The sequence below is a fragment of the Ensifer oleiphilus genome (genome assembly GCF_013371465.1).
GTDB lineage: Bacteria > Pseudomonadota > Alphaproteobacteria > Rhizobiales > Rhizobiaceae > Ensifer > Ensifer oleiphilus.
This window is the reverse complement of the sequence record NZ_JABWDU010000009.1, coordinates 61,657-80,833: the sequence shown is the minus strand read 5'-3', so window position 1 is coordinate 80,833 and position 19,177 is coordinate 61,657. Positions and strand designations below refer to the sequence as shown.

The 19,177-nt window shown below is 61.3% G+C and carries 17 protein-coding genes; 15 read left to right on the top strand and 2 right to left on the bottom strand.

Annotated features, from left to right (window positions below; genetic code table 11):
- Positions 1 to 254 precede the first annotated feature (254 nt).
- From osmF to HT585_RS26305, 9 genes are all read left to right on the top strand, one after another.
- Positions 255 to 1,166 carry a glycine betaine ABC transporter substrate-binding protein OsmF gene (osmF, locus tag HT585_RS26345; RefSeq protein ID WP_176355763.1) on the top strand — a complete coding sequence of 304 codons (912 nt, stop codon included), beginning with the start codon at positions 255 to 257 and terminating at the stop codon, positions 1,164 to 1,166.
- A 116-nt stretch (positions 1,167 to 1,282) separates the two neighbouring features.
- Positions 1,283 to 2,449 carry an ABC transporter permease gene (locus tag HT585_RS26340; RefSeq protein ID WP_176355762.1) on the top strand — a complete coding sequence of 389 codons (1,167 nt, stop codon included), beginning with the start codon at positions 1,283 to 1,285 and terminating at the stop codon, positions 2,447 to 2,449.
- A complete protein-coding gene (locus HT585_RS26335; RefSeq protein ID WP_176355761.1) occupies positions 2,446 to 3,384 on the top strand; it encodes an ABC transporter ATP-binding protein in 939 nt (312 codons plus the stop codon). Before HT585_RS26340 ends, HT585_RS26335 begins: the two co-directional genes overlap by 4 nt.
- On the top strand, positions 3,384 to 4,121 hold the full coding sequence (locus HT585_RS26330) for an ABC transporter permease (RefSeq protein WP_176355760.1): 738 nt from the start codon (positions 3,384 to 3,386) through the stop codon (positions 4,119 to 4,121). The genes HT585_RS26335 and HT585_RS26330 overlap by 1 nt, the downstream gene beginning before the upstream one ends.
- A gap of 522 nt (positions 4,122 to 4,643) precedes the next feature.
- The gene (locus HT585_RS26325; RefSeq protein WP_176355759.1) at positions 4,644 to 5,801 is read left to right on the top strand and encodes a Gfo/Idh/MocA family protein; all 1,158 of its coding nucleotides are present in this window, start codon (positions 4,644 to 4,646) and stop codon (positions 5,799 to 5,801) included.
- 13 nt (positions 5,802 to 5,814) lie between these two features.
- A complete protein-coding gene (locus tag HT585_RS26320; protein WP_176355758.1) occupies positions 5,815 to 6,699 on the top strand; it encodes a carbohydrate ABC transporter permease in 885 nt (294 codons plus the stop codon).
- Positions 6,696 to 7,553, top strand: coding sequence for a carbohydrate ABC transporter permease (locus HT585_RS26315; protein ID WP_176355757.1), 858 nt, complete (start codon positions 6,696 to 6,698; stop codon positions 7,551 to 7,553). Before HT585_RS26320 ends, HT585_RS26315 begins: the two co-directional genes overlap by 4 nt.
- 36 nt (positions 7,554 to 7,589) lie before the next feature.
- Entirely contained in the window at positions 7,590 to 8,807 is a 1,218-nt protein-coding gene (locus tag HT585_RS26310) for an ABC transporter substrate-binding protein (RefSeq protein WP_176355756.1), read from the top strand.
- Positions 8,808 to 8,898: 91 nt separating this feature from the next.
- The gene (locus HT585_RS26305) at positions 8,899 to 10,035 is read left to right on the top strand and encodes an ABC transporter ATP-binding protein (RefSeq protein WP_176355755.1); all 1,137 of its coding nucleotides are present in this window, start codon (positions 8,899 to 8,901) and stop codon (positions 10,033 to 10,035) included.
- A 220-nt stretch (positions 10,036 to 10,255) separates the two neighbouring features.
- Here HT585_RS26305 and HT585_RS26300 read toward each other — a convergent pair whose 3' ends face one another.
- Both HT585_RS26300 and HT585_RS26295 read right to left on the bottom strand, forming a co-directional pair.
- The gene (locus HT585_RS26300; RefSeq protein WP_176355754.1) at positions 10,256 to 11,731 is read right to left on the bottom strand and encodes a M81 family metallopeptidase; all 1,476 of its coding nucleotides are present in this window, start codon (positions 11,729 to 11,731) and stop codon (positions 10,256 to 10,258) included.
- A gap of 29 nt (positions 11,732 to 11,760) precedes the next feature.
- On the bottom strand, positions 11,761 to 12,252 hold the full coding sequence (locus HT585_RS26295) for a hypothetical protein (RefSeq protein WP_176355753.1): 492 nt from the start codon (positions 12,250 to 12,252) through the stop codon (positions 11,761 to 11,763).
- Between the two features lie 113 nt (positions 12,253 to 12,365).
- On the opposite strand from HT585_RS26295, the gene HT585_RS26290 reads away from it, so the two are divergent.
- The 6 genes from HT585_RS26290 to HT585_RS26265 all read left to right on the top strand — a co-directional run bounded on the left by HT585_RS26290 (position 12,366) and on the right by HT585_RS26265 (position 19,139).
- Positions 12,366 to 12,755, top strand: coding sequence for a RidA family protein (locus HT585_RS26290; protein WP_176355752.1), 390 nt, complete (start codon positions 12,366 to 12,368; stop codon positions 12,753 to 12,755).
- Positions 12,756 to 12,780: 25 nt separating this feature from the next.
- Positions 12,781 to 13,644 (top strand): MurR/RpiR family transcriptional regulator, encoded by an 864-nt coding sequence (locus tag HT585_RS26285; RefSeq protein ID WP_077501810.1) that lies wholly within the window; start codon positions 12,781 to 12,783, stop codon positions 13,642 to 13,644.
- A gap of 21 nt (positions 13,645 to 13,665) precedes the next feature.
- Positions 13,666 to 14,442 (top strand): SDR family oxidoreductase, encoded by a 777-nt coding sequence (locus HT585_RS26280; protein ID WP_176355751.1) that lies wholly within the window; start codon positions 13,666 to 13,668, stop codon positions 14,440 to 14,442.
- A gap of 25 nt (positions 14,443 to 14,467) precedes the next feature.
- Positions 14,468 to 16,387, top strand: coding sequence for a beta-N-acetylhexosaminidase (locus tag HT585_RS26275; protein WP_176355750.1), 1,920 nt, complete (start codon positions 14,468 to 14,470; stop codon positions 16,385 to 16,387).
- Between the two features lie 11 nt (positions 16,388 to 16,398).
- Positions 16,399 to 17,841, top strand: coding sequence for a M81 family metallopeptidase (locus HT585_RS26270; RefSeq protein ID WP_176355749.1), 1,443 nt, complete (start codon positions 16,399 to 16,401; stop codon positions 17,839 to 17,841).
- A gap of 86 nt (positions 17,842 to 17,927) precedes the next feature.
- Positions 17,928 to 19,139 carry an MFS transporter gene (locus tag HT585_RS26265; RefSeq protein ID WP_176355748.1) on the top strand — a complete coding sequence of 404 codons (1,212 nt, stop codon included), beginning with the start codon at positions 17,928 to 17,930 and terminating at the stop codon, positions 19,137 to 19,139.
- Positions 19,140 to 19,177: the final 38 nt, after the last annotated feature.

The following is a 19,177-nucleotide window of genomic DNA, read 5'->3' as shown; positions in this document are numbered from 1 at the left end:
TGAAAGCGGACTTTATGGCGGGCCGCAATCAGAGTGACCGACAACGCTGCCGATTGCAACGCCCAATCGCCTGCCGGCGCGGCCTTTAGTCTATGCTTTCGATATTGATACTGGAGTTTGGGATTTTTCGCCCATGGCGCTCTCTGACAGCAGCTCTATTTTTCGTCGAAGGCTGACATATATGGAATGGCTTGCCCGGACGACGGGAATATTCCGTGATCAAACTGCGGAACCGAATTTCGAGGGAGAACTCCATGCGCCTGACCAGACTGCTTATCGGAACAGCCTTTGCCTTCACGCTCACGGCCGCCGCCGCCAACGCCGACGTTGTCGTGTCCTCCAAGATCGACACGGAAGGCGGCGTGCTCGGTAACATCATTCTTGCTGTACTGAATGCCAACAATATCAAGACGGTAGACCGTGTGCAGCTCGGCGCAACGCCGGTGGTACGTAAGGCGATTACCGCCGGTGAGATCGACATCTACCCGGAATATACCGGTAATGCCGCATTCTTCTTCGAGAAGGCGGACGACCCGGCCTGGAAGGATGCCGCGAAGGCTTACGAGAACGCCAAGAAGCTCGACTACGACGCCAACAAGATCGTCTGGCTGACGCCATCGCCCGCCAACAACACCTGGGCGATCGGTCTGCGCAAGGACGTGGCTGACGCCAACAAGCTGAAGACGCTCTCCGATTTCGGCAAATATGTTGCTGGCGGCGGCAGCGTGGTGCTTGCCGCGTCGTCCGAGTTCGTCAACTCGGCGGCAGCGCTTCCCGCGTTCCAGACGACCTATGCCTTCACGCTGAAGCCGGAACAGCTCATCACCCTCTCAGGTGGCGATACAGCCGCGACAATCGCTGCGGCGGCCAACCAGACGAATGGTGCCAATGCCGCGATGGTTTACGGGACCGATGGCGGTATCGCCCCATCCGGCCTCGTGGTGCTGGAAGACGACAAGTCGGTTCAGCCGGTCTACCAGCCGGCTCCGATCATCCGTGAGGCGGTGCTGAAAGAGAACCCTCAGATCGAGACGCTGCTGAAGCCGGTCTTCGAGAAACTCGACCTGGTGACGCTGCAGGAACTGAACGGCCGCGTCCAGGTGGGCGGCGAGCCGGCTAAGGCGGTCGCCGAGGACTTCCTGAAGAAGAACGGCTTCCTGAAATAGGTTGACGCAAAAGCGCGACGCTGGTCGGATGGCACGCATCCGACCAGCGTTTTCTTTTATGGGCGTGGAACAACGAAGGTCCTGCGAGCGATAGCCGGATGAGAAAAAGGGATCTGATGCAGCTCCGCGTGGACAAGCTTGGTGTGATCATTGCCGCACTTGCCGCCTACGGCGCACTCCTGGCGCCTTTCGCGACCTTTCGCGCCAATCGCATCGTCGCCGGCGAGGCGAGATCGATAAGTGAAGCCCTGCCGCCGGCGTGGGCTGCCATCATCCTTTTCTTGATCATCACCACGGCAGGTATCGCCATCCTGAAAACGCCAAGCCGGCTGCGCCTTGGCACTGCCTTTGCGATGATCGCCGCGTTGGCGCTCGGCATCGGGGCTGCCGCGGCCCATCTGACGCCACCTGAAAACACCTACGCTCGCGTTTCGCCGGCGTCCGGGTTCTGGATCCTGTTGTTCGCACTCGGTCTGCTGGCTGCCGACGCCTTGACCCGGTTGCGGCCGTCGCCGCTGGTGCGCGTGCTCTTTCTTTCCGCGGTCCTCGGTTTCATCGCCGCTGTTCTTACGTCCGGTACCTGGGACGGTCTGTCCCTGCTCAAGGAATATGCCAGCCGCGCAGACACCTTCTGGGCCGAGGCCGGCAAGCATTTGATGCTCGCTTTGGGGTCCCTTGCCGCTGCGACGGCCGTCGGAATTCCGCTCGGCGTTCTCTGCCATCGCGTCGCGCGCCTTCGCGACGGCCTGCTCGGCGTCCTGAATGCGATCCAGACGATTCCGTCGATCGCGCTTTTCGGTATTCTGATCGCACCGCTTGGCTGGATAGCGATCCATGTTCCAGGTGCTGCCGCCATCGGCATTCGCGGCATCGGCACGGCGCCGGCCTTCGTAGCCCTTTTCCTCTATTCGCTGCTGCCAGTCGTCGCCAACACCGTGGTCGGCCTTGCCGGCGTGCCGAGGGAGGCCAACGATGCGGCGCGCGGCATCGGCATGACGGACTTTCAACGCCTTATCGGTATCGAGTTTCCGCTGGCCTTCCCGGTCATTCTCACCGGCATTCGCATCGTTCTCGTTCAAAACATCGGGCTTGCGACGATCGCGGCACTGATCGGCGGGGGCGGTTTCGGAGTCTTCGTCTTCCAGGGGGTCGGGCAGACGGCAATGGACCTGGTGCTGCTCGGCGCTGTTCCGACCGTCCTTCTCGCCTTCACCGCCGCAATCGTCCTCGATGCCCTGATCGAGACGGTCACACCAAACCGCAACCGGGTGCAAAGCGCATGATCGAGATCGAAGGTATTAGCAAGCGCTATGGCGAAACCACCGTCGTCAGGGATGTCAGCCTGACGATCGCGCCGCGCACCGTCACCGTCATCGTCGGCACCTCCGGCTCCGGCAAGACGACGTTGCTAAGGATAATCAATCGTCTGGTCGAGCCGACATCGGGCACGATCAAGCTCGATGGCGAGGATAATCGCTCGCTTCCGGACTACGAACTGCGCCGGCGGATCGGATATGCGATCCAGGGGCATGGGCTGTTTCCACATCGCACCGTCGCCCAGAATATCGCCACGGTGCCGACACTGCTCGGTTGGGATCGCGCCCGGATCGAGGCCAAGGTCAATGAACTGCTGACGCTGTTCCAGCTCGACCCGGTGGCGTTCGGCCCGCGCTATCCGCATGAGCTTTCCGGCGGCCAGCAGCAGCGTGTAGGCGTCGCCCGGGCGCTGGCAGCAGAACCGAAAGTGCTGCTGATGGACGAGCCCTTCGGTGCGCTCGATCCGATTATTCGCGCCAAGGCGCAGGATGATCTCCTGGCGATCCAGAAACATTTCGAGACGACGATCGTGCTCGTCACCCATGACATGGAGGAAGCCTTCCATCTGGCCGACCGGATCGCCGTCATGGACAAGGGCGAAGTGGTGCAATACGCAACGCCCGCCGAGATGCTCGTCAAACCGGCGACCGTCTTCGTCGAAAGCCTGATCGGAGCCGGCGAACGACCGTTCCGACTGCTGGCGATCGACACCGTCGCCGATGCCGTAGAGCCGGGTGTTGCGGAAGGCGAGGCGATTGCGAGCTCGGCCTCCCAGCGCGAAGCCTTGTCGATGCTTCTCTGGTCCGGTCGCAAGGCACTTCCCGTCGTCGGCCCCGATGGCGCTGTTATAGGCAAGGTCAGCCTTGATGGGCTGGCGCAGCGTGCCGCGGGGCCGACGTGATGCTGCGTCTTCCAACCCTGTTTCGGCTGCTTGCTTTTGCCGTCCTCATCGCTTTTCTGGTCCAGCCGCAATGGTTCGAACCGCTGTTGCGGCCGCTGGTTCAGGAGAACGCGCCGGCGATCTACAACCAGGGTAGCCTGCTGCAACTGACGCTGCTGCATCTGCGCACGGTCGCGATTGCAACGGCCGGCGCGACCGTCGTCGCCCTGGCGCTGGCGATCCTGGTGACGCGCCGTTCGGGGGCAGAGTTCCTGCCGCTTTCGCGCAGCCTGGTGAATATCGGTCAGACCTTTCCACCGGTCGCCGTACTGGCGCTTGCCGTGCCGATCTTCGGATTTGGTGAAAAGCCGACGCTGATTGCGCTCTTCCTCTATGGTCTGCTGCCGATCTTCGAAAACGCCCTGACCGGTCTGACGACCTTGCCGCCATCGATCATGGAGGCGGCGCGGGGTACCGGCATGACCGGGCGACAACGGTTGATGAAGATCGAACTGCCGCTGGCGATGCCGGTGATCCTCGCCGGCATCCGGCTTTCCGTGGTGATCAGCCTGGCGACAGCGACGATCGGCTCGACGGTTGCGGCACGAACGCTCGGCGAAGTGATCATCGCCGGTCTCCAGTCCAACAACCTTGCCTTCGTCGTCCAGGGGGGGCTCATCGTTGCGGTGCTCGCCGTCCTGATCCACGATGCCCTCCAGGCAGCCGAACGAAGCCTCGGCTCCAGAATGGGACGCTAGGACAGGGCGCATTCACCGCCTGCCATGCCATTGGGGCCATCGGCTGCGTGTTGCGTCGCAAGACAGTCCTGCGTGCTCGAATGACACGTGCTCTACAGAGGCGTCAAAAGGCGGTTTCTGCCACGCGCAGTGCGCTGGCGTGGCGTTCCTGATTGCGCCAAATGCGCCGATCGCGCGGCAGGGAACGGTCGGCGACCATCCCAAGATACCGCCACCCTATCTGGCCAGGCCATCGCTACGGCCGCTGCACTGGTGCAACCGCTTGCGCGCAACAGCCTGAACCGATCAGAAATCACCCACGCAACGTATAGTGGTCTGGACCGCTTTCCTCCTGCCGGAGAGTTGTCGTCGTCGCACCCTCTTTGGTTGTCTAGGGAATGCCTGCCGCAGCGGCATTTCTCGCGTTCCATGAAAATGAATTTCACAATTTTACAAAATACGCGGATTTGGGTTGACGACCTCAAAAATCTGTCCCAGTCTGCGAAAATAAATTACGCCATAAGGCAAGGGAACAGTGCGAGCATGAAAGTCGGGATAATCGGACTCGGATTCCGCCTGGGATATCTGGGCTACGTTTTCAAAGCCATGGATGAGAATTTCGAGATCGCCGGTTACGTCGATCCGGCGCCGGCTGGCCTGCCGGGTCTGGTCGAAAAAGGCATCTCCGCCGGCAAGGCCTATGCGACGCCTGAAGAGCTCATCGCCAACGAAAAGCTCGACCTCCTGATGATCGGTTCGCCGAACCACATGCATCTCGATCATATCCGGATCGGGCTTGAGGCCGGCCTCAAGGTCTTCAGCGAAAAGCCGATCGTGACGACCGTTCAGGAAAGCCTGCAGCTGGCGCAGCTGATGGCGAAATTCGGCCATGAGCGCCTGATGGTCGGTCTGGTGCTGCGCTACGCGCCGATGTACCGCGACCTGCGCGCAGCCCTTGCCGAAGGGAAGCTCGGCCAGGTCGTTTCGATCGAGGCATCCGAGCACATCGAGCCATACCATGGCGCCTTCTTCATGCGCGACTGGCGTCGCTATGAGCGCTATTCCGGCAGTTTCATGCTGGAGAAATGCTGCCACGACCTCGATCTCTACAACGGTGTCGTTGGCGCCCGCCCGGAACGGGTGGCGAGCTTCGGTGGCCGCAAGAGCTTCATTCCGGCAAACGACCCCGCACGCGAGGGCATCAACGATCTCGAGCTTTTCCATCGCAAGCCAAGCGGCTGGATGGGATCCGACAAGGTGTTCGACAGCGACGGCGACATCATCGACTACCAGGTTGCCATCGTCGAATACGCCAATGGTGTCGGCATGAACTTCCACACCAACCTCAATGTGCCGGATCAATTCCGCCGCTTCTGCATCATGGGGTCGCGCGGCATGGCCGAGGGTGACTTCATTCGCGGCTATTTCGACGTGCACGAGATGCTGAGCGGCAAGAAGGTGATCGAGAACAAATACGCCGCCACAGAACTGTCGCAGCACTATGGCGCCGACGAGCAGATGGCGACCGATATCATCGGCCATGTGCGTGACGGCCGCCCGCTACCTGTCTCGACGATCGACGCGCTCGAAGCGGGCATCCTGGCCTTGTCGATGGACGAGGCCCGGCGCAAGCGGAGCGTAATCGATCTCAGACCTATCTGGGACCGCTTCGACGAAGCCTTGCATTCGCGCGCGGCTTGAGAGGAGAAGCGGGATGAGTGTTCAACGCAGCACGGTCATCTTCGCCTGGATCCTGCTCTTGCCCGCCGTGCTCTATGTCACGGTCATCGTCGCCTATCCGCTTGTCGATACCTTCATCCTGTCGTTTACCGACGCGTCGCTGAAGAAGACGACGAATTGGGTCGGCTGGGCCAATTACGACAAGATCTTCAACGGCACCTTTGCCGAAGTCATCGTTCGCACCTTCGTGTGGACGTTCTTCTCGGTCTCGATCAAGATGATCGTCGGGGTCTTCGGCGCGACGATGCTCAATGCTGCAGTCCCGGGCCGCGCGCTCTTCCGCGTGTTGACGATGCCGCCATGGATCGTGCCGATGGCGATCGGCATCTTCATGTGGGGCTGGATGTACAACGGCCAGTTCGGCATGATTTCGGGCATGTTGCAGAATTGGGGCATCGTCGATGGGCCGGTCGCCTTCCTGGCGCGGGGCTCGACGGCCTTCTGGGCGACGATCATCACCGACGTCTGGATCGGCGTGCCGCTCGTCACCCTCTATATGCTGGCGGCAATGCAGGCTATCCCGCAGGATCTCTACGAGGCCGCCTGGACGGACGGGGCGGGGCGCTTCTATCGCTTCCGGCGCATCACGCTGCCGCTCCTCATTCCGTCGATGATCACGATGTCGATGCTGTCGCTGATCGCCACGTTCAATTCGTTCGACATCATCTGGATCCTGACCCAGGGCGGGCCGAACGGCGAGACGACGACGATGATCATCGACACCTATCGCACGGCCATCGGTTCGAAAAAGTACGGGGAGGGGGCTGCTCGGGCGGTTCTGATCTGCATCTTCCTGTCGATCTTCTGCCTCGCCTATTTCCGAGTCACCAGCCGCCTTGCTCAGGGAGACAGCCGATGAGCCAGCCCGCGATGATCAACCGCTACCGGTGGTACGAACTGATTGCGATCTATGCCGGCATCTTTGTCTTCTTGGCGTTCATCCTGTCGCCCTTCGTCGAAGGCTTTCTGGTGTCGCTGAAGCCGCTCGGTCTCCTCTTTTCCTCGCCCTACAAGTTCTGGCCGGAGAACGGGTCATTCGACGCCTACCGAACCATGTGGGTCAGCGTTCCGGGCTTTGCCCGTTACATCTTCAACTCCTTCTTCATCTCCACGATCGTCACGGCCGTCGTGCTCGTCCTCGTCGTGCCGTCCGCCTATGCGTTCGCCCGCTTCAAGTTTCGCGGCAGCGGCCCGCTGCTGGCGGCGTTCCTGGCGGTCAACATGTTCTCGGGCGCCGTTCTGCTTATTCCGCTCTTCCGGCTGATGCGCACGCTCGGCGTGCTCAACACCTATTTCGCCATGATCGTGCCGGGCGTCGCCTTTCTCATTCCCTCGGCGATCTGGTTGCTGCGCACCTACATGATGCGTATTCCGCGCGAACTGGACGAGGCCGCCTTCGTCGATGGCGCAAGCCATTTCTACACGTTGCGGCGCGTCATCCTGCCGATCGCGATGCCCGGCATCACCGTCGTCGCGATCACCACCTTCATCGGGTCCTACGCCCAGCAATTCATCTTCGCGCTGACCTTCAACTCGAAGACCGAATACATGCCGCTTCCCATCGGCCTCTATGCCTATTTCGGCCGGCAGGAAGTGATCTGGAATGAGTTGATGGCCGCAAGCTTCGTCGGCATTGCGCCTGCCGTCATCCTCATCTTCCTGATGCAACGCTATCTCGTCGCGGGCCTGACCGCCGGCGCCGTGAAACAATAACCGCAACAACGAGCTTCATAAGCAAGGGGAACCACCATGAAAAAGCATGCCTCATTGATTGCAGCAACCCTGGCGCTCTTCGCCACGACGGCGCTGCCGTCGCTGGCAGCCGACCAGGAAATCAGCTTCATCGCCTGCGGCGACAAGATGCAGCCGGCGCACGCCGACTTCATCAAGAAATGGGAAGAAGCAAATCCCGGATACAAGATCGCATCGGAAGTCGTCGGCTGGGCACAGTGCCAGGACAAGGTGACGACGCTTGCCGCCGCCGGCACGCCGGTCGCCCTTGCCTATGTCGGCTCGCGCACGCTGAAGGAGTTTGCCGACAACGAACTGATCGTGCCGATCACCTTCTCGGACGCCGAGAAAGCCGCCTATTACCCCTACATCATGGACACGGTGACGACGAGCGGCAAGCAATGGGGCATCCCGGTCGCCTTCTCCACCAAGGCGCTCTACTGGAACAAGGAATTGTTCAAGCAGGCCGGCCTCGACCCGGAAAAGCCGCCGACAACCTGGGCTGAAGAACTCGAATACGCCAAGACGATCAAGGAAAAGACCGGCATTCCGGGCTTCGGCGTCGTCGCCAAGACCTTCGACAACACCATGCACCAGTTCCTGCATTGGGTTTACACCAATGACGGTTCGGTGATCGACGGCGATGGCAAGATTACGCTCGACAGCAAGCAGAACCTGGAAGCCCTGACCGCACTGAAGGATATCGTTCCCTACGCCGAAGAAGGTCCGACCTCCTACGAGCAGAATGAAGTGCGGGCGATCTTCCTTGATGGCAAGCTGGGCATGATCCAGGCATCGGTCGGCGCCGTCAACCGCCTGAAGGAAACCAAGATCGACTGGGGCGTCGCCGCACTGCCGCTCGGACCAAGCGCCAAGGGCCCGGGCACGCTCTTGATCACCGACAGCCTTGCTGTCTTCAGCGGCACGGGCGTCGAGGAGAAGGCGATCGAATTCGCAAAGTTCCTGACCGATCCCGAGAACCAGCCGATCTACGAAGCGCAGGAAGGCCTGACGCCGCTGCGTCCGGGCAAGGCCGTCGACGACATGGTTGCTGCCAACCCCTATTGGAAGCCGTTCATCGACGGCATCTCCAACGGTGGGCCGGAGCCGCTGTTCCTCGACTACAAGGGCCTGCAGAACACGATGATCGAGATGGTGCAGGCCGTGGTGACCGGCAAGGCCGAACCAGCGGATGCACTGAAGAAGGCTGCGGCCGACCTCGAGCAGTTCAAGTAAGGCCATCGGGGCCGCGGACTTTCCAGCTCGCGGCCCTTCCTCAGCGTAAGATTTAACTTGCCGCTTCTCGCCGGTGGCCGGAGACAGTTTCTTGGGACAGCTCAATCTCAATACGGTTCAGAAATTCTACGGGACATTCGAGGTGCTGAAAGGCATCGAGCTCGAAGTCAAAAACGGTGAGTTCGTCGTTTTCGTCGGACCTTCCGGTTGCGGCAAGTCGACATTGCTCAGGATGATAGCCGGTCTCGACGAGACCAGCTCGGGGGACATCCTGATCGATGGCAAACGTGTCAACGACCTGCCGCCGGTCAAACGCGGGATCGCCATGGTGTTCCAATCCTACGCGCTCTACCCGCACATGACCGTCTTCGAGAACATTGCCTTTCCGCTTCGCGTGGAAAAGATGCCGGAAGAGAAACTGAAGGCCAAGGTGGAGCACGCAGCGCGCATTCTCCATCTCGACCAGAGGCTACAGCAAAAGCCCGGAATGCTGTCCGGTGGCCAGCGTCAGCGGGTTGCCATAGGTCGGGCGATCGTGCGCGAACCGAAGATTTTTCTGTTCGACGAGCCGCTCTCCAACCTCGATGCGGCGCTGCGTGCCGACATGCGCATTGAACTGGCGAAATTGCATCGGCAATTGCAGGCAACGATGATCTACGTCACGCACGACCAGGTCGAAGCGATGACGATGGCGGACCGGATCGTCGTCCTCAATGCCGGTGAGATCGCCCAGACGGGCGCGCCGCTCGAACTCTACCACAAGCCTGCCAACATCTTCGTCGCCGGTTTCATCGGCAATCCGAAGATGAACTTCTTGGCCGTGACATGCAAAGGCGTCGTCGATGCCGGCGTGGAGGTCGACTATAAGGGGCAGACTGTCGTCGTTCCGGTCAGGCCGCATGCCGGTCTGGTCGGGCGAACATTGACGCTGGGCGTGCGGCCCGAGCACATTCTGCTTGGAGCGGGCGACCTGTCGCTGACCGTCACGCCAACTGTGATCGAGCGTCTCGGTGCGCACACCGTTGCCTACGCCGCGATCGGTGGTGGCGAAGGCGAAAACTACTGCGCAATGTTGCCGGGCACGGTGGCCATCCGCCCCGAAGAACAGGTGCTGACGGGCATTCGCGCCGCTGATTGCCACCTGTTCGACGAGGCGGGTATCGCGCTTGAGCGGCGTGTAGAGCTCACTGATATCGACATGGGGTTGCTCGATCCGGCTGCGGCCTGACGATCATTCCCAATGCAATCGGCCGCCGTCCACGATGGGGACGGCGGCCGTTTCATATCCAATCGGATAAGGCTTGGTCGAAGAGGCCGGTCTGCCGAGCGGCTACCGCAGCGGGGCCAAAGCGCGTCGCGGTCTTTCAGATTCGCTCGTCGCGCTTTAAGTTCTTGTTTTTGTGCATGTCGTTGTCGCAAAATCGCGGCGCACTTTTGCGCGTCATGCTTTAGGCTGCGCCTTTCTCAAGGCCATGCGGATCGGCAACCTTTGGCCAGATATTCCTGGGCGCGCGCAGATAGGCGGTCTTGGCGGGATTGTTCGGGTAGGGCGTACCAGCCGAGCAATAAAGGATCTGTGTGGCGATCTTGGAGAACGAGGCGTAGAAGTGGTTGGTCGATTTGATGACCAGGATGCTCTTTGCCTGCGGGTCGACGCCCATCACCGAAAAGAGGCTCGGATCGAAGCTCTGTGCGCGCGTCGAATTGAGGATGATGTCGATGCCGCGATAAGAGATGAGCGCCGCGTCGCCGAAGGGAGCAAAACTCTCGCCGAATTGCATCTCCGCATTGCGCACCAGCTTGACGACTTTGACGATGCCATCGACGGGGCTGCCCGTTCCCGGCGCCGACTTGGCGCCAAACCGCAGCGGGATTTCAGCACCTTCGCCGGCCGCCATGCAGATCTGTACCGCCATCGGATCCCAGATCGTTCCGACGGCGGCGTTGGTCGCGCCTCGCGCCAGCAATTCTTCGAGCAGCACGGTCGCGTCGCCGGCGGTTCCTCCGCCTGGATTGTCCCAGACATCGGCAATCACAACCGGGCCTTCGGTTGCGGCTAGCGCCTCGGCGACAGCCTGCTTCTCATCGATCTGCGGCATGATGAAGGTTCCGCGCTTCGAAAAGAGTTCGAGCCCGAGTTCCCGTGCCAGCGTCTCGCCTTTCTCCGGCTTGCCGTTGGTCACGGCAAGCACCTTCGTTCCCATTTCGGGGACATCGCCGGCCATGAAACCATGCACAACCGACAGCGACAGGACGTCGAGATCCTCTGCCTCGATGCGCATCAATTTGTCGACGAACGAGCGCATGGGTTCACGCGACGTCGGATAGACGTCGATCATGCGGCAGTCGAAAACGGACATCACCGGCTTGACGCGGCCTTCAAGCGTATCGATGGCAATCCGCCAGAGATCTTCCGCCCGATCGACGAAGTCGGTGTGCGGAAACTCCTTGAAAAAGACGAAGAAGTCCGCCGCCGAAACGCGCTTTCCGGTGAGGTGGCTGTGCGGGTCGAGTTCGGCGCAGACCAGGACGTCGGGGCCGACGATCGCGCGAATGCGGGTCAGAAGATCGCCCTCGGGATCCTCGTAGCCGTCGGCGACCATGGCGCCGTGCAGTCCCATGACAACGGCATCGACGGGCAGTGCCGCGCGCAATTGATCGAGAATTTCGTCGCGCAGGCTCTCATAGGTCTGGCGGTTGACGAGGCCGGCCGGATCCGCCCAGGTGGCGGTGCCCTCGATCAGCGTCCAACCCTTCTCCGCTGCAATGCGGCGGCCGACCGTGAGCGGCGCCGTACAGAGCGTCGGCGTCTCCGGATGCTCGCCCGGTGGTGCATAGAGCGACGCCTCGAAGGCACGGCGGTCTATGCAGATGGGAGAGAAGGTGTTGGTTTCCGTCGCAAGCGCCGCTGTGAAGATCCGCAATGCCGTTGCCTTTCTCGTGCGTCGCTGGTTCAAGCCGATCCCATCGGGTTCGGCAGGTAGCCGGTGAAGCCGGAAATCTTCCAGCGTCCCTGGTGCAGGCGGCAGTAATAAACGGTCTGCCATTGCATCACGTCGAAGCTGCCGTCCGACTTTTTCAAGCCGCCATCAAACTTCTTGCGTGCGAGCGCGACGTCGCCATTGACCTCGATGTCCTCAAGCGTCGTCGTGGTGAAGATTGCGGTGCGCGTGTCTTCGGCGAAAGAAAGCGCTGCGAAGTCTTTCGCCTGGCGCAGCCATTCGTCGCGATAGGCGACAAGCGAGGGAAAGGTGAGGCGCCAATCGTCGGGATTGGTCTCGCGACGTCCGTCGATACCGATGAAGCCGTCTTCGACAAAATCGCCTGATACCATCGACCAATCGGCAGAAAGAAAAGCGTCGATGTCACGCGGAACCAGCATCTCCCAGATGGCATGGCGCGCGGTGTCGGAGGAGGGGAACGGATTGAGGAAGGGATCCCGCATGTTTTCGCCCTAAATTGAAATTCTTTTCATTAATGGTGTTTTTCTCTGGCCAAATTCAGCTTTCTATGGTCATTTGTCAACGATCAAAGAAAATAATTTGCACGAAGGCGCACATGACCATCAAACGGTATGGCACTGAACAAGTCGGTGCGGGTGGTAAGCCATTACCCTTTGCACGCGCGGTGGAAGCGGACGGTTGGCTGCACGTTTCCGGCCAGGTCGCGATGGAAAAAGGCGAGATCATCGAGGGCGGAATCATCCCGCAGACGCACAAGGCGATCGCCAATCTTCTGGCCATTCTGGAAGAGGCCGGATACGGTACCGAACACGTGGTGCGTTGCGGCGTTTGGCTCGACGATCCGCGTGACTTCTGGACTTTCAACAAGATCTATCAGGAGTATTTCGGTGCGCATCCACCGGCCCGGGCCTGCGTCCAGTCGGCGATGATGGTTGATTGCAAGGTCGAGATCGACTGCGTCGCCTACAAGCCGAAGGAAAGCTGATAGACCCTAAGGACATCAGCAGCCGATGGATATTTTCGCGACACTTCAGGAAGAAAAAGGCCGGCTCTCGCAATCAGAGAACCGAATAGCCGACATTCTTCTGAATGATTTCGAGTTCGCGGTGAATGCGTCGATCATCGAGTTGGCCGGCAAGGCTGATGTTTCTCCCCCCACGGTCACGCGCTTCTGTCGGCGGCTCGGCTGCGACAGCTTTTCAGACTTCAAGGTGCAACTGGCGCGCACCGCCTATATCGGCATGCGCTATTTGAAGCCGGAGCCGAAGAGCCGCGAAACCGGTGACGTCGCCCAGGACATCATTACCAAGGCGCAAAACGCGCTGTTCCTCCTGCATCGCTCCCTCGATCTCGCGGCGATCGAGCAGGCTGTCGAGCGCATCGCAACCGCCGAAATGATCTATGCCTTCGGTTCGGGCGGTAATTCCTCGATGATTGCCAGCGAGCTGCAGAACCGGCTCTTTCGCTACGGTCTGCGCGTGACCGCCAGTTCGGACCACAGCATGCAGCTGATGATGGCAGCCGCCGCTCGTCCTACCGACCTGCTGATCGGTTCTTCCTTCTCCGGCCGCAATGCCGAGTTGGTGCGTGCCTTTACACTGGCGCGCGAGCTGAAGGTGCCGACGATCGCGCTGACCCAGAGCAACAGTCCGGTCGCGGCAGCGGCGACGATTACGGTTCCTGTCGATTTGCCCGAGGGCAACAACATCTATCGCCCGACCTCCACACGCATCGCCTACCTGGCGCTGCTCGATATTCTCTCCAGCCTCGTTGCCTACCGGGTTCAGCCGCAGGCCACGGTCACACTTCGGCGCATCAAACAACAGCTGGTGACCCACCGCGACGGTGACGACCGCCAGCTGTTGGGAGACTGACCTGCCGCGAAAGGTTCCCGCATGACGCAGTCCATAGCCATCGTCACCGGTGCAGCCGGCGATATCGGTCTCGCAATCGCCAGGCGCCTTGGCGAGGATCATGAGGTCGTACTGCTTGCAGACATCGACAGGGACGCTGCGGAGAAGGCTGCGCGCGAGATCGGCGACGGCAAGCGGTTCGTCGCGGTGGCCTGTGATGTGACGGATGCGACAAGCGTCGACAAACTGGCGGCGACTGCAAGAGAGCAGGGGATCGTGCGCACGCTCGTCAACAACGCCGGTGCTGCGCGCGCCGTCAGCCTGCACGACACGACGCCGGATATCTGGCGCATGGACAATGCGCTGAACCTCGAGGCAGCCTTCCTGTGCTTCCGCGCGGTCGAAGACATGCTGAAGGAGAGCCGCGGGTCGGTGATCAACATCGCCTCCGTCAACGGCATGAATGTCTTTGGGCACCCCGCCTACAGCGTCGCCAAGGCCGGCCTTCTGCACCTGACACGTCTGATTGCCGTCGAATACGGCAAGTTCGGCATTCGCTCCAACGCCGTTTCGCCGGGCACCGTGCGAACGCAGGCTTGGGAAGCGCGTGCTGCCGCCAATCCTCAGGTCTTTGAGGAGGCCCGCCGTTGGTATCCGTTACAGCGTATCGTCAACCCTGACGATGTCGCCAACGCCGTACACTTCCTGGCTGGCCCGATGGCCGCGGCGATATCGGGCGTATGCTTGCCGGTCGATTGCGGTCTGACGGCCGGCCAGGCGGAGCTCGCGCGAACCTTCTCGCAATCAAGCCACTACTGACTGTAAGACTTCTGGGAGGAAGATCATGGCGCCGGTTTCCTATCGTCTCGAAGCGTCCTGGCAGCCTGACGGCGGCGCATTCGGCCGGTTCACCTTCACGCTCTTCAATTTCTCGGCTGTGCCGCTCGCGGGCTTCCGGCTGGTCTACACCTCGTTGACCCGCGTGATCGTACCGGAGGCCTGCGACAACGCGACTTTCCTGCGTCGCAATGCCAATTTCCACGAATTCGCGCCGCCCGTAGGATTGACGGTTGCCCCAGGCGAAAGCTGGACGTTTACGGTGAGCGGCCTGCACCGCAACGCTAGGCATTGCACGGATGGTGCGAAGTCCGCCTATCTCACGCTTGCCAGCGGCGAGCATGTGGCGGTTGCCGTCTCCGACCTGCTCCTGGAAAATGCAGTCAGTGACCCACCGCCTCAGCGGTTGCCCGAAGGCAAGCTCGACCTGCCGTTTTCGATGCAGCCATGGCCGGCGCAAATCGATGCATGGGCGGGTGACCGTTTTCCCGTCGTTCTCTACCCGGCACCCGGTGCTGCGCCTGACGAAATCGCAGCGGTGGGCGAGGTGCTGGCCCTTTTTCACCGGTTGTTTTCGGAAGGGCATGCTCCGTTCAGCCTGGTTGCCTCCAGCCAGGGACGAGCGATTGTCTTTTCGAAGAATGCAGCACTCGCCCCGGAAGCCTATCAACTTGCCTTTTCCACCAAGGAGATCGGCCTTGCCTATGGCGGTGCGGCCGGTCGGCAATATGCGCTGACGACGCTCGCGCAACTCATGAACGGCGCGCGCACGCATCCGGACAAGTTCCGCTTTCCGGCACAGGGCACGATTTCCGATGCGCCGCGCTATAGCTGGCGCGGCTGCCATCTCGACGTGTCGCGGCAATTCTATCCGACATCGGACGTTTCACGGCTCATCGATATTCTCGCCTGGTTCAAGCTTAACATCTTCCATTGGCACCTGACGGACGATGAGGCCTGGCGGCTCGAGATCAAGGCGTTTCCGACCTTGACGACGCTCGGGGTCCTGCGCGGTCCTGACGAGCCGCTGCTGCCGCAACTCGGCAATGGCGCCGAGCCGGTCGGCGGGTTCTACAGCCAGGACGATGTGAAGGCGCTGGTCGCGCAGGCCACGGCGCTTCATGTCGAGATCGTGCCCGAGATCGACATTCCCGGCCACAGCACCGCCACGCTGGTTGCGCTGCCTGATCTGGCTGATGGTCAGGAGGCGCCGGAAAGCTACCACTCGGTTCAAGGCTATCCGAACAACGCGCTCAATCCGGCGATCGAGTTCACCTACGAATTCCTCGAAAAAGTCCTCGATGAAATCGTCGAGCTGTTCCCGAGCCAATACGTCCATATCGGCGGTGACGAGGTTGCCAATGGGTCCTGGCTTGCCTCGCCGCTGGCCAAGAAGCTGATGGAAAAGGAAGGTCTTTCCGGCACCTTCGCCTTGCAATCCTTCTTCCTGAAGAAGGTCAAGCAGATGCTGACGGTCCGAGGCCGCAAGCTTGCCGGGTGGAACGAGGTCGCCCATGGCGGCGGCGTTTCAACCGAGGGCACGCTCTTGATGGCGTGGGAGCGGCCGGAGGTTGGCATCGAGCTTGCGCGTGAAGGCTATGACGTCGTCATGACGCCCGGGCAGGCCTATTATCTCGACATGGCGCAGGCCGATGCCTGGCAGGAGCCGGGTGCGAGCTGGGCCGGGACGGCGACGCCGGCACACACCTATGGCTATGACGCCGAAGGGGAATTTCCGGAAGAGCTGAAGTCTCGCATGAAGGGCGTGCAGGCCTGCATCTGGTCGGAGCATTTCCTGTCACGCGGCTATTTCAACCGGCTGGTCTTCCCGAGGCTTTGTGCCATTGCCGAAGCCGCATGGACTCCGAAATCGGCCAAGGACTGGCAGCGCTTTGCCGTGATCGCTCCGTTGAGCCCGAAACTGTGACAGGAGCTTTCATGCGCATCGCCGTCGGCGGTATCCACACGGAATGCAGCACCTATTCGCCGGTGCTGATGGCGACTGAAGATTTTAGGGTGTTGCGTGGTGCAGAGCTGCTTCAGGCAGAGTATTTCGACTTTCTGAACGCCGAGGGTATCGAGCATCTGCCGCTGTTGCATGCCCGCGCTGTACCCGGCGGGCCGGTCTCACGAGCGGCCTATGACGCTTTCAAGGCCGAGTTCCTCGATCGGCTGCAGCAGGCCTTGCCGATCGACGGGCTCTATCTTGCCATGCACGGGGCGATCAAGGTCGACGGCATGGAGGATGCCGAGGGAGACTGGATTTCGGCGGCGAGATCTCTCGTTGGCCCGGACTGCCCGATCGCGACCAGCTACGATCTGCACGGGAATGTCAGTCAGCGCATCATCGACCAGATCGACATCTTTGCCGGCTATCGCACCGCGCCGCACATCGACACACGCGAAACGATGATCCGTGCCTGGACGATGCTCATTTCGGCGCTGCGCAGCGGTACGCGTCCAGGTGTGGCCTGGGCCAGGATCCCTGTGTTGCTGCCGGGGGAATGCACGTCGACCGAAGATGAACCGGCCAGGAGCCTCTACCGAGCGCTGCCTGACATCGACGCCAGACCGGGCGTGCTCGATGCCAACCTGATGGTCGGCTATGTCTGGGCGGACGAGCCGCGTGCAACGGCCTGCGCCGTGGTCACCGCGACCGATCAGGCCGCTGCCGAGCAGGCCGCCGTTGACATCGCAGCAGCCTACTGGGCGCAACGTCACAACTTCCGCTTCGGTCCGGTCACAGGGCCGCTGGATACCATGCTCGATATCGCCGAAAAGGCGACGACAACCCCGATCATCCTTGCCGACTCCGGCGACAACCCGACCGGTGGCGGCGTTGGTGACAGGGCGGACGTGCTGAAGGCCCTGCTGGCGCGCGGATGGCGCGGCGCGCTCATCGCAGGGATCGCCGACCGTCCCGCAGTCGACGCCTGTTTTGCTGCCGGTGTAGGCGAAACCCTGATGCTGAAGATCGGCGGCAGCCTCGACGCGGCAAGCCCGGTTGCCGAAATGCTGGTGGAAGTTGTTCGGCTTGACGATCCCGGTCCGGAAAAGGAACGCCAGGCGGTCGTGCGTGCCGGCGCGATCGACGTCGTGCTTTCGGCGCGACGTCGGCCCTACCACAACATCGAGGATTTTCGACGGTTGGGTCTCGACCCGCAATCGGTCCGGCTGCTGGTGGTCAAATCGGGCTACCTCTCGCCGGAACTGGCGCCGATCGCCAATCCCAACCTGATGGCTTTGACCGACGGCGTCGTCAACCAGGATATCGCCGGCCTTGCCAGCCTTCACCGCCAGCGTCCCGTCTTTCCCTTCGATCAGGAATTTGCGTTTTTGCCCGAGGCGAAACTCTCGGCGCGCTGGTCAAAATCAATGTAAGCAGTTCTCCGCAATGCAACCGCCGGCGCAATCCGCCGGCGCCAAGCACTCCCCTGAAATCGCCTGCTTCGCGGACGTGAACCATCATGACCTCCTCGCTTTTCAGCGCCATGCGCAACCCGTCGATCCGGGTCAGCATGCTGGCGATCTTTCTCTTCGGCTTTGCCGGCGCCGCCACGTCGCCCTATCAGTCGGTGGTCGGCATCAACGAGCTGGGCCTGAGTGACGGCCTCTATTCGCTCCTGATCCTGATGGCTGCGACGGTGAACGTCATCGTCAGTGTTTCCATCGGCATTCTTGCCGACCGCATCGGCAATTATCGCGTACTGATGTCGAGCGCGATCCTGTTTGGGGTCGTAGGCTACGGCATCGTCTACGTCCTCCCGAACCAAACGAGCTTCGTCGTCAGCGTGCTTCTGTTCCTGCCGATTTATGGCGCACTCTACACGCTGCTCTTTGCCAATGTCCGCAGTGTCGCGCGACGCATGAGCGGTCAGGATGCCGGCGCCCTGACGACCGGCGCCCGCGCCGCGATCTCGCTTGCCTGGGTATTGGTGCCGGGGCTGGTGGGCTTTGCACTGGCCGGTGGCCAGAGCATGCTCCCCGCCTATCTGCTTGCCAGTCTCGGATGCGCGGCCAACCTGCTGCTGGTCTATTTCTCCCTACCGAACGAGCAGGGCGTCGATCCCGGCCTGGGGCGGCGTCTTTCCTATTGGACGTCCTTTGGCGAGATCCTCGCACCGCGCATTTTCGCGCGCGTCGTCGCCGTCGCGATGATCACCTCGACGTTGCACATCAACGCGGCCGTCCTGCCGCTGATCTTGACCGACGCAGTCGGCGGCAGCGTCACGGATATCGGTATCATTGTCGGCGTCGTCGCCTTCTTGGAGGTGGTTTTCATTCTCGTCTGGGCTCGCATCCAGCTGAGCCTGCTGCCCGCCAAGGCGCTGGCGGTCGGCACGGTCGTTTATATCGGCTACATGGTCCTGCTCGGACTGTCGTCGGCACCTTGGCACATCTATGCACTGACCGTGATCAGCGCATTCGGTGCTGCCGCGCTCATCACGATCCCGATAACCTACCTGCAGGAGCTGATTGCAGACCGGCCAGGGCTGGGAAGCTCGCTTATCTCGGTCAACATCTTCATGAGCGGCGGCATTTGCGCGGCACTCTTTGCGCTCGGCACGCGCGTCAGCGACTATTCGGGAACCGCACTTTTAGGAGGCCTCGGAGGACTGGCGGGCCTCGGGTTGTTGCTCTTCCTTGAAGGTGGCAACCGTAAAACAGTCTCACCCTAAAGACGAGAGGAAGGGGCGCCAATCCGACGCCCCTTGTC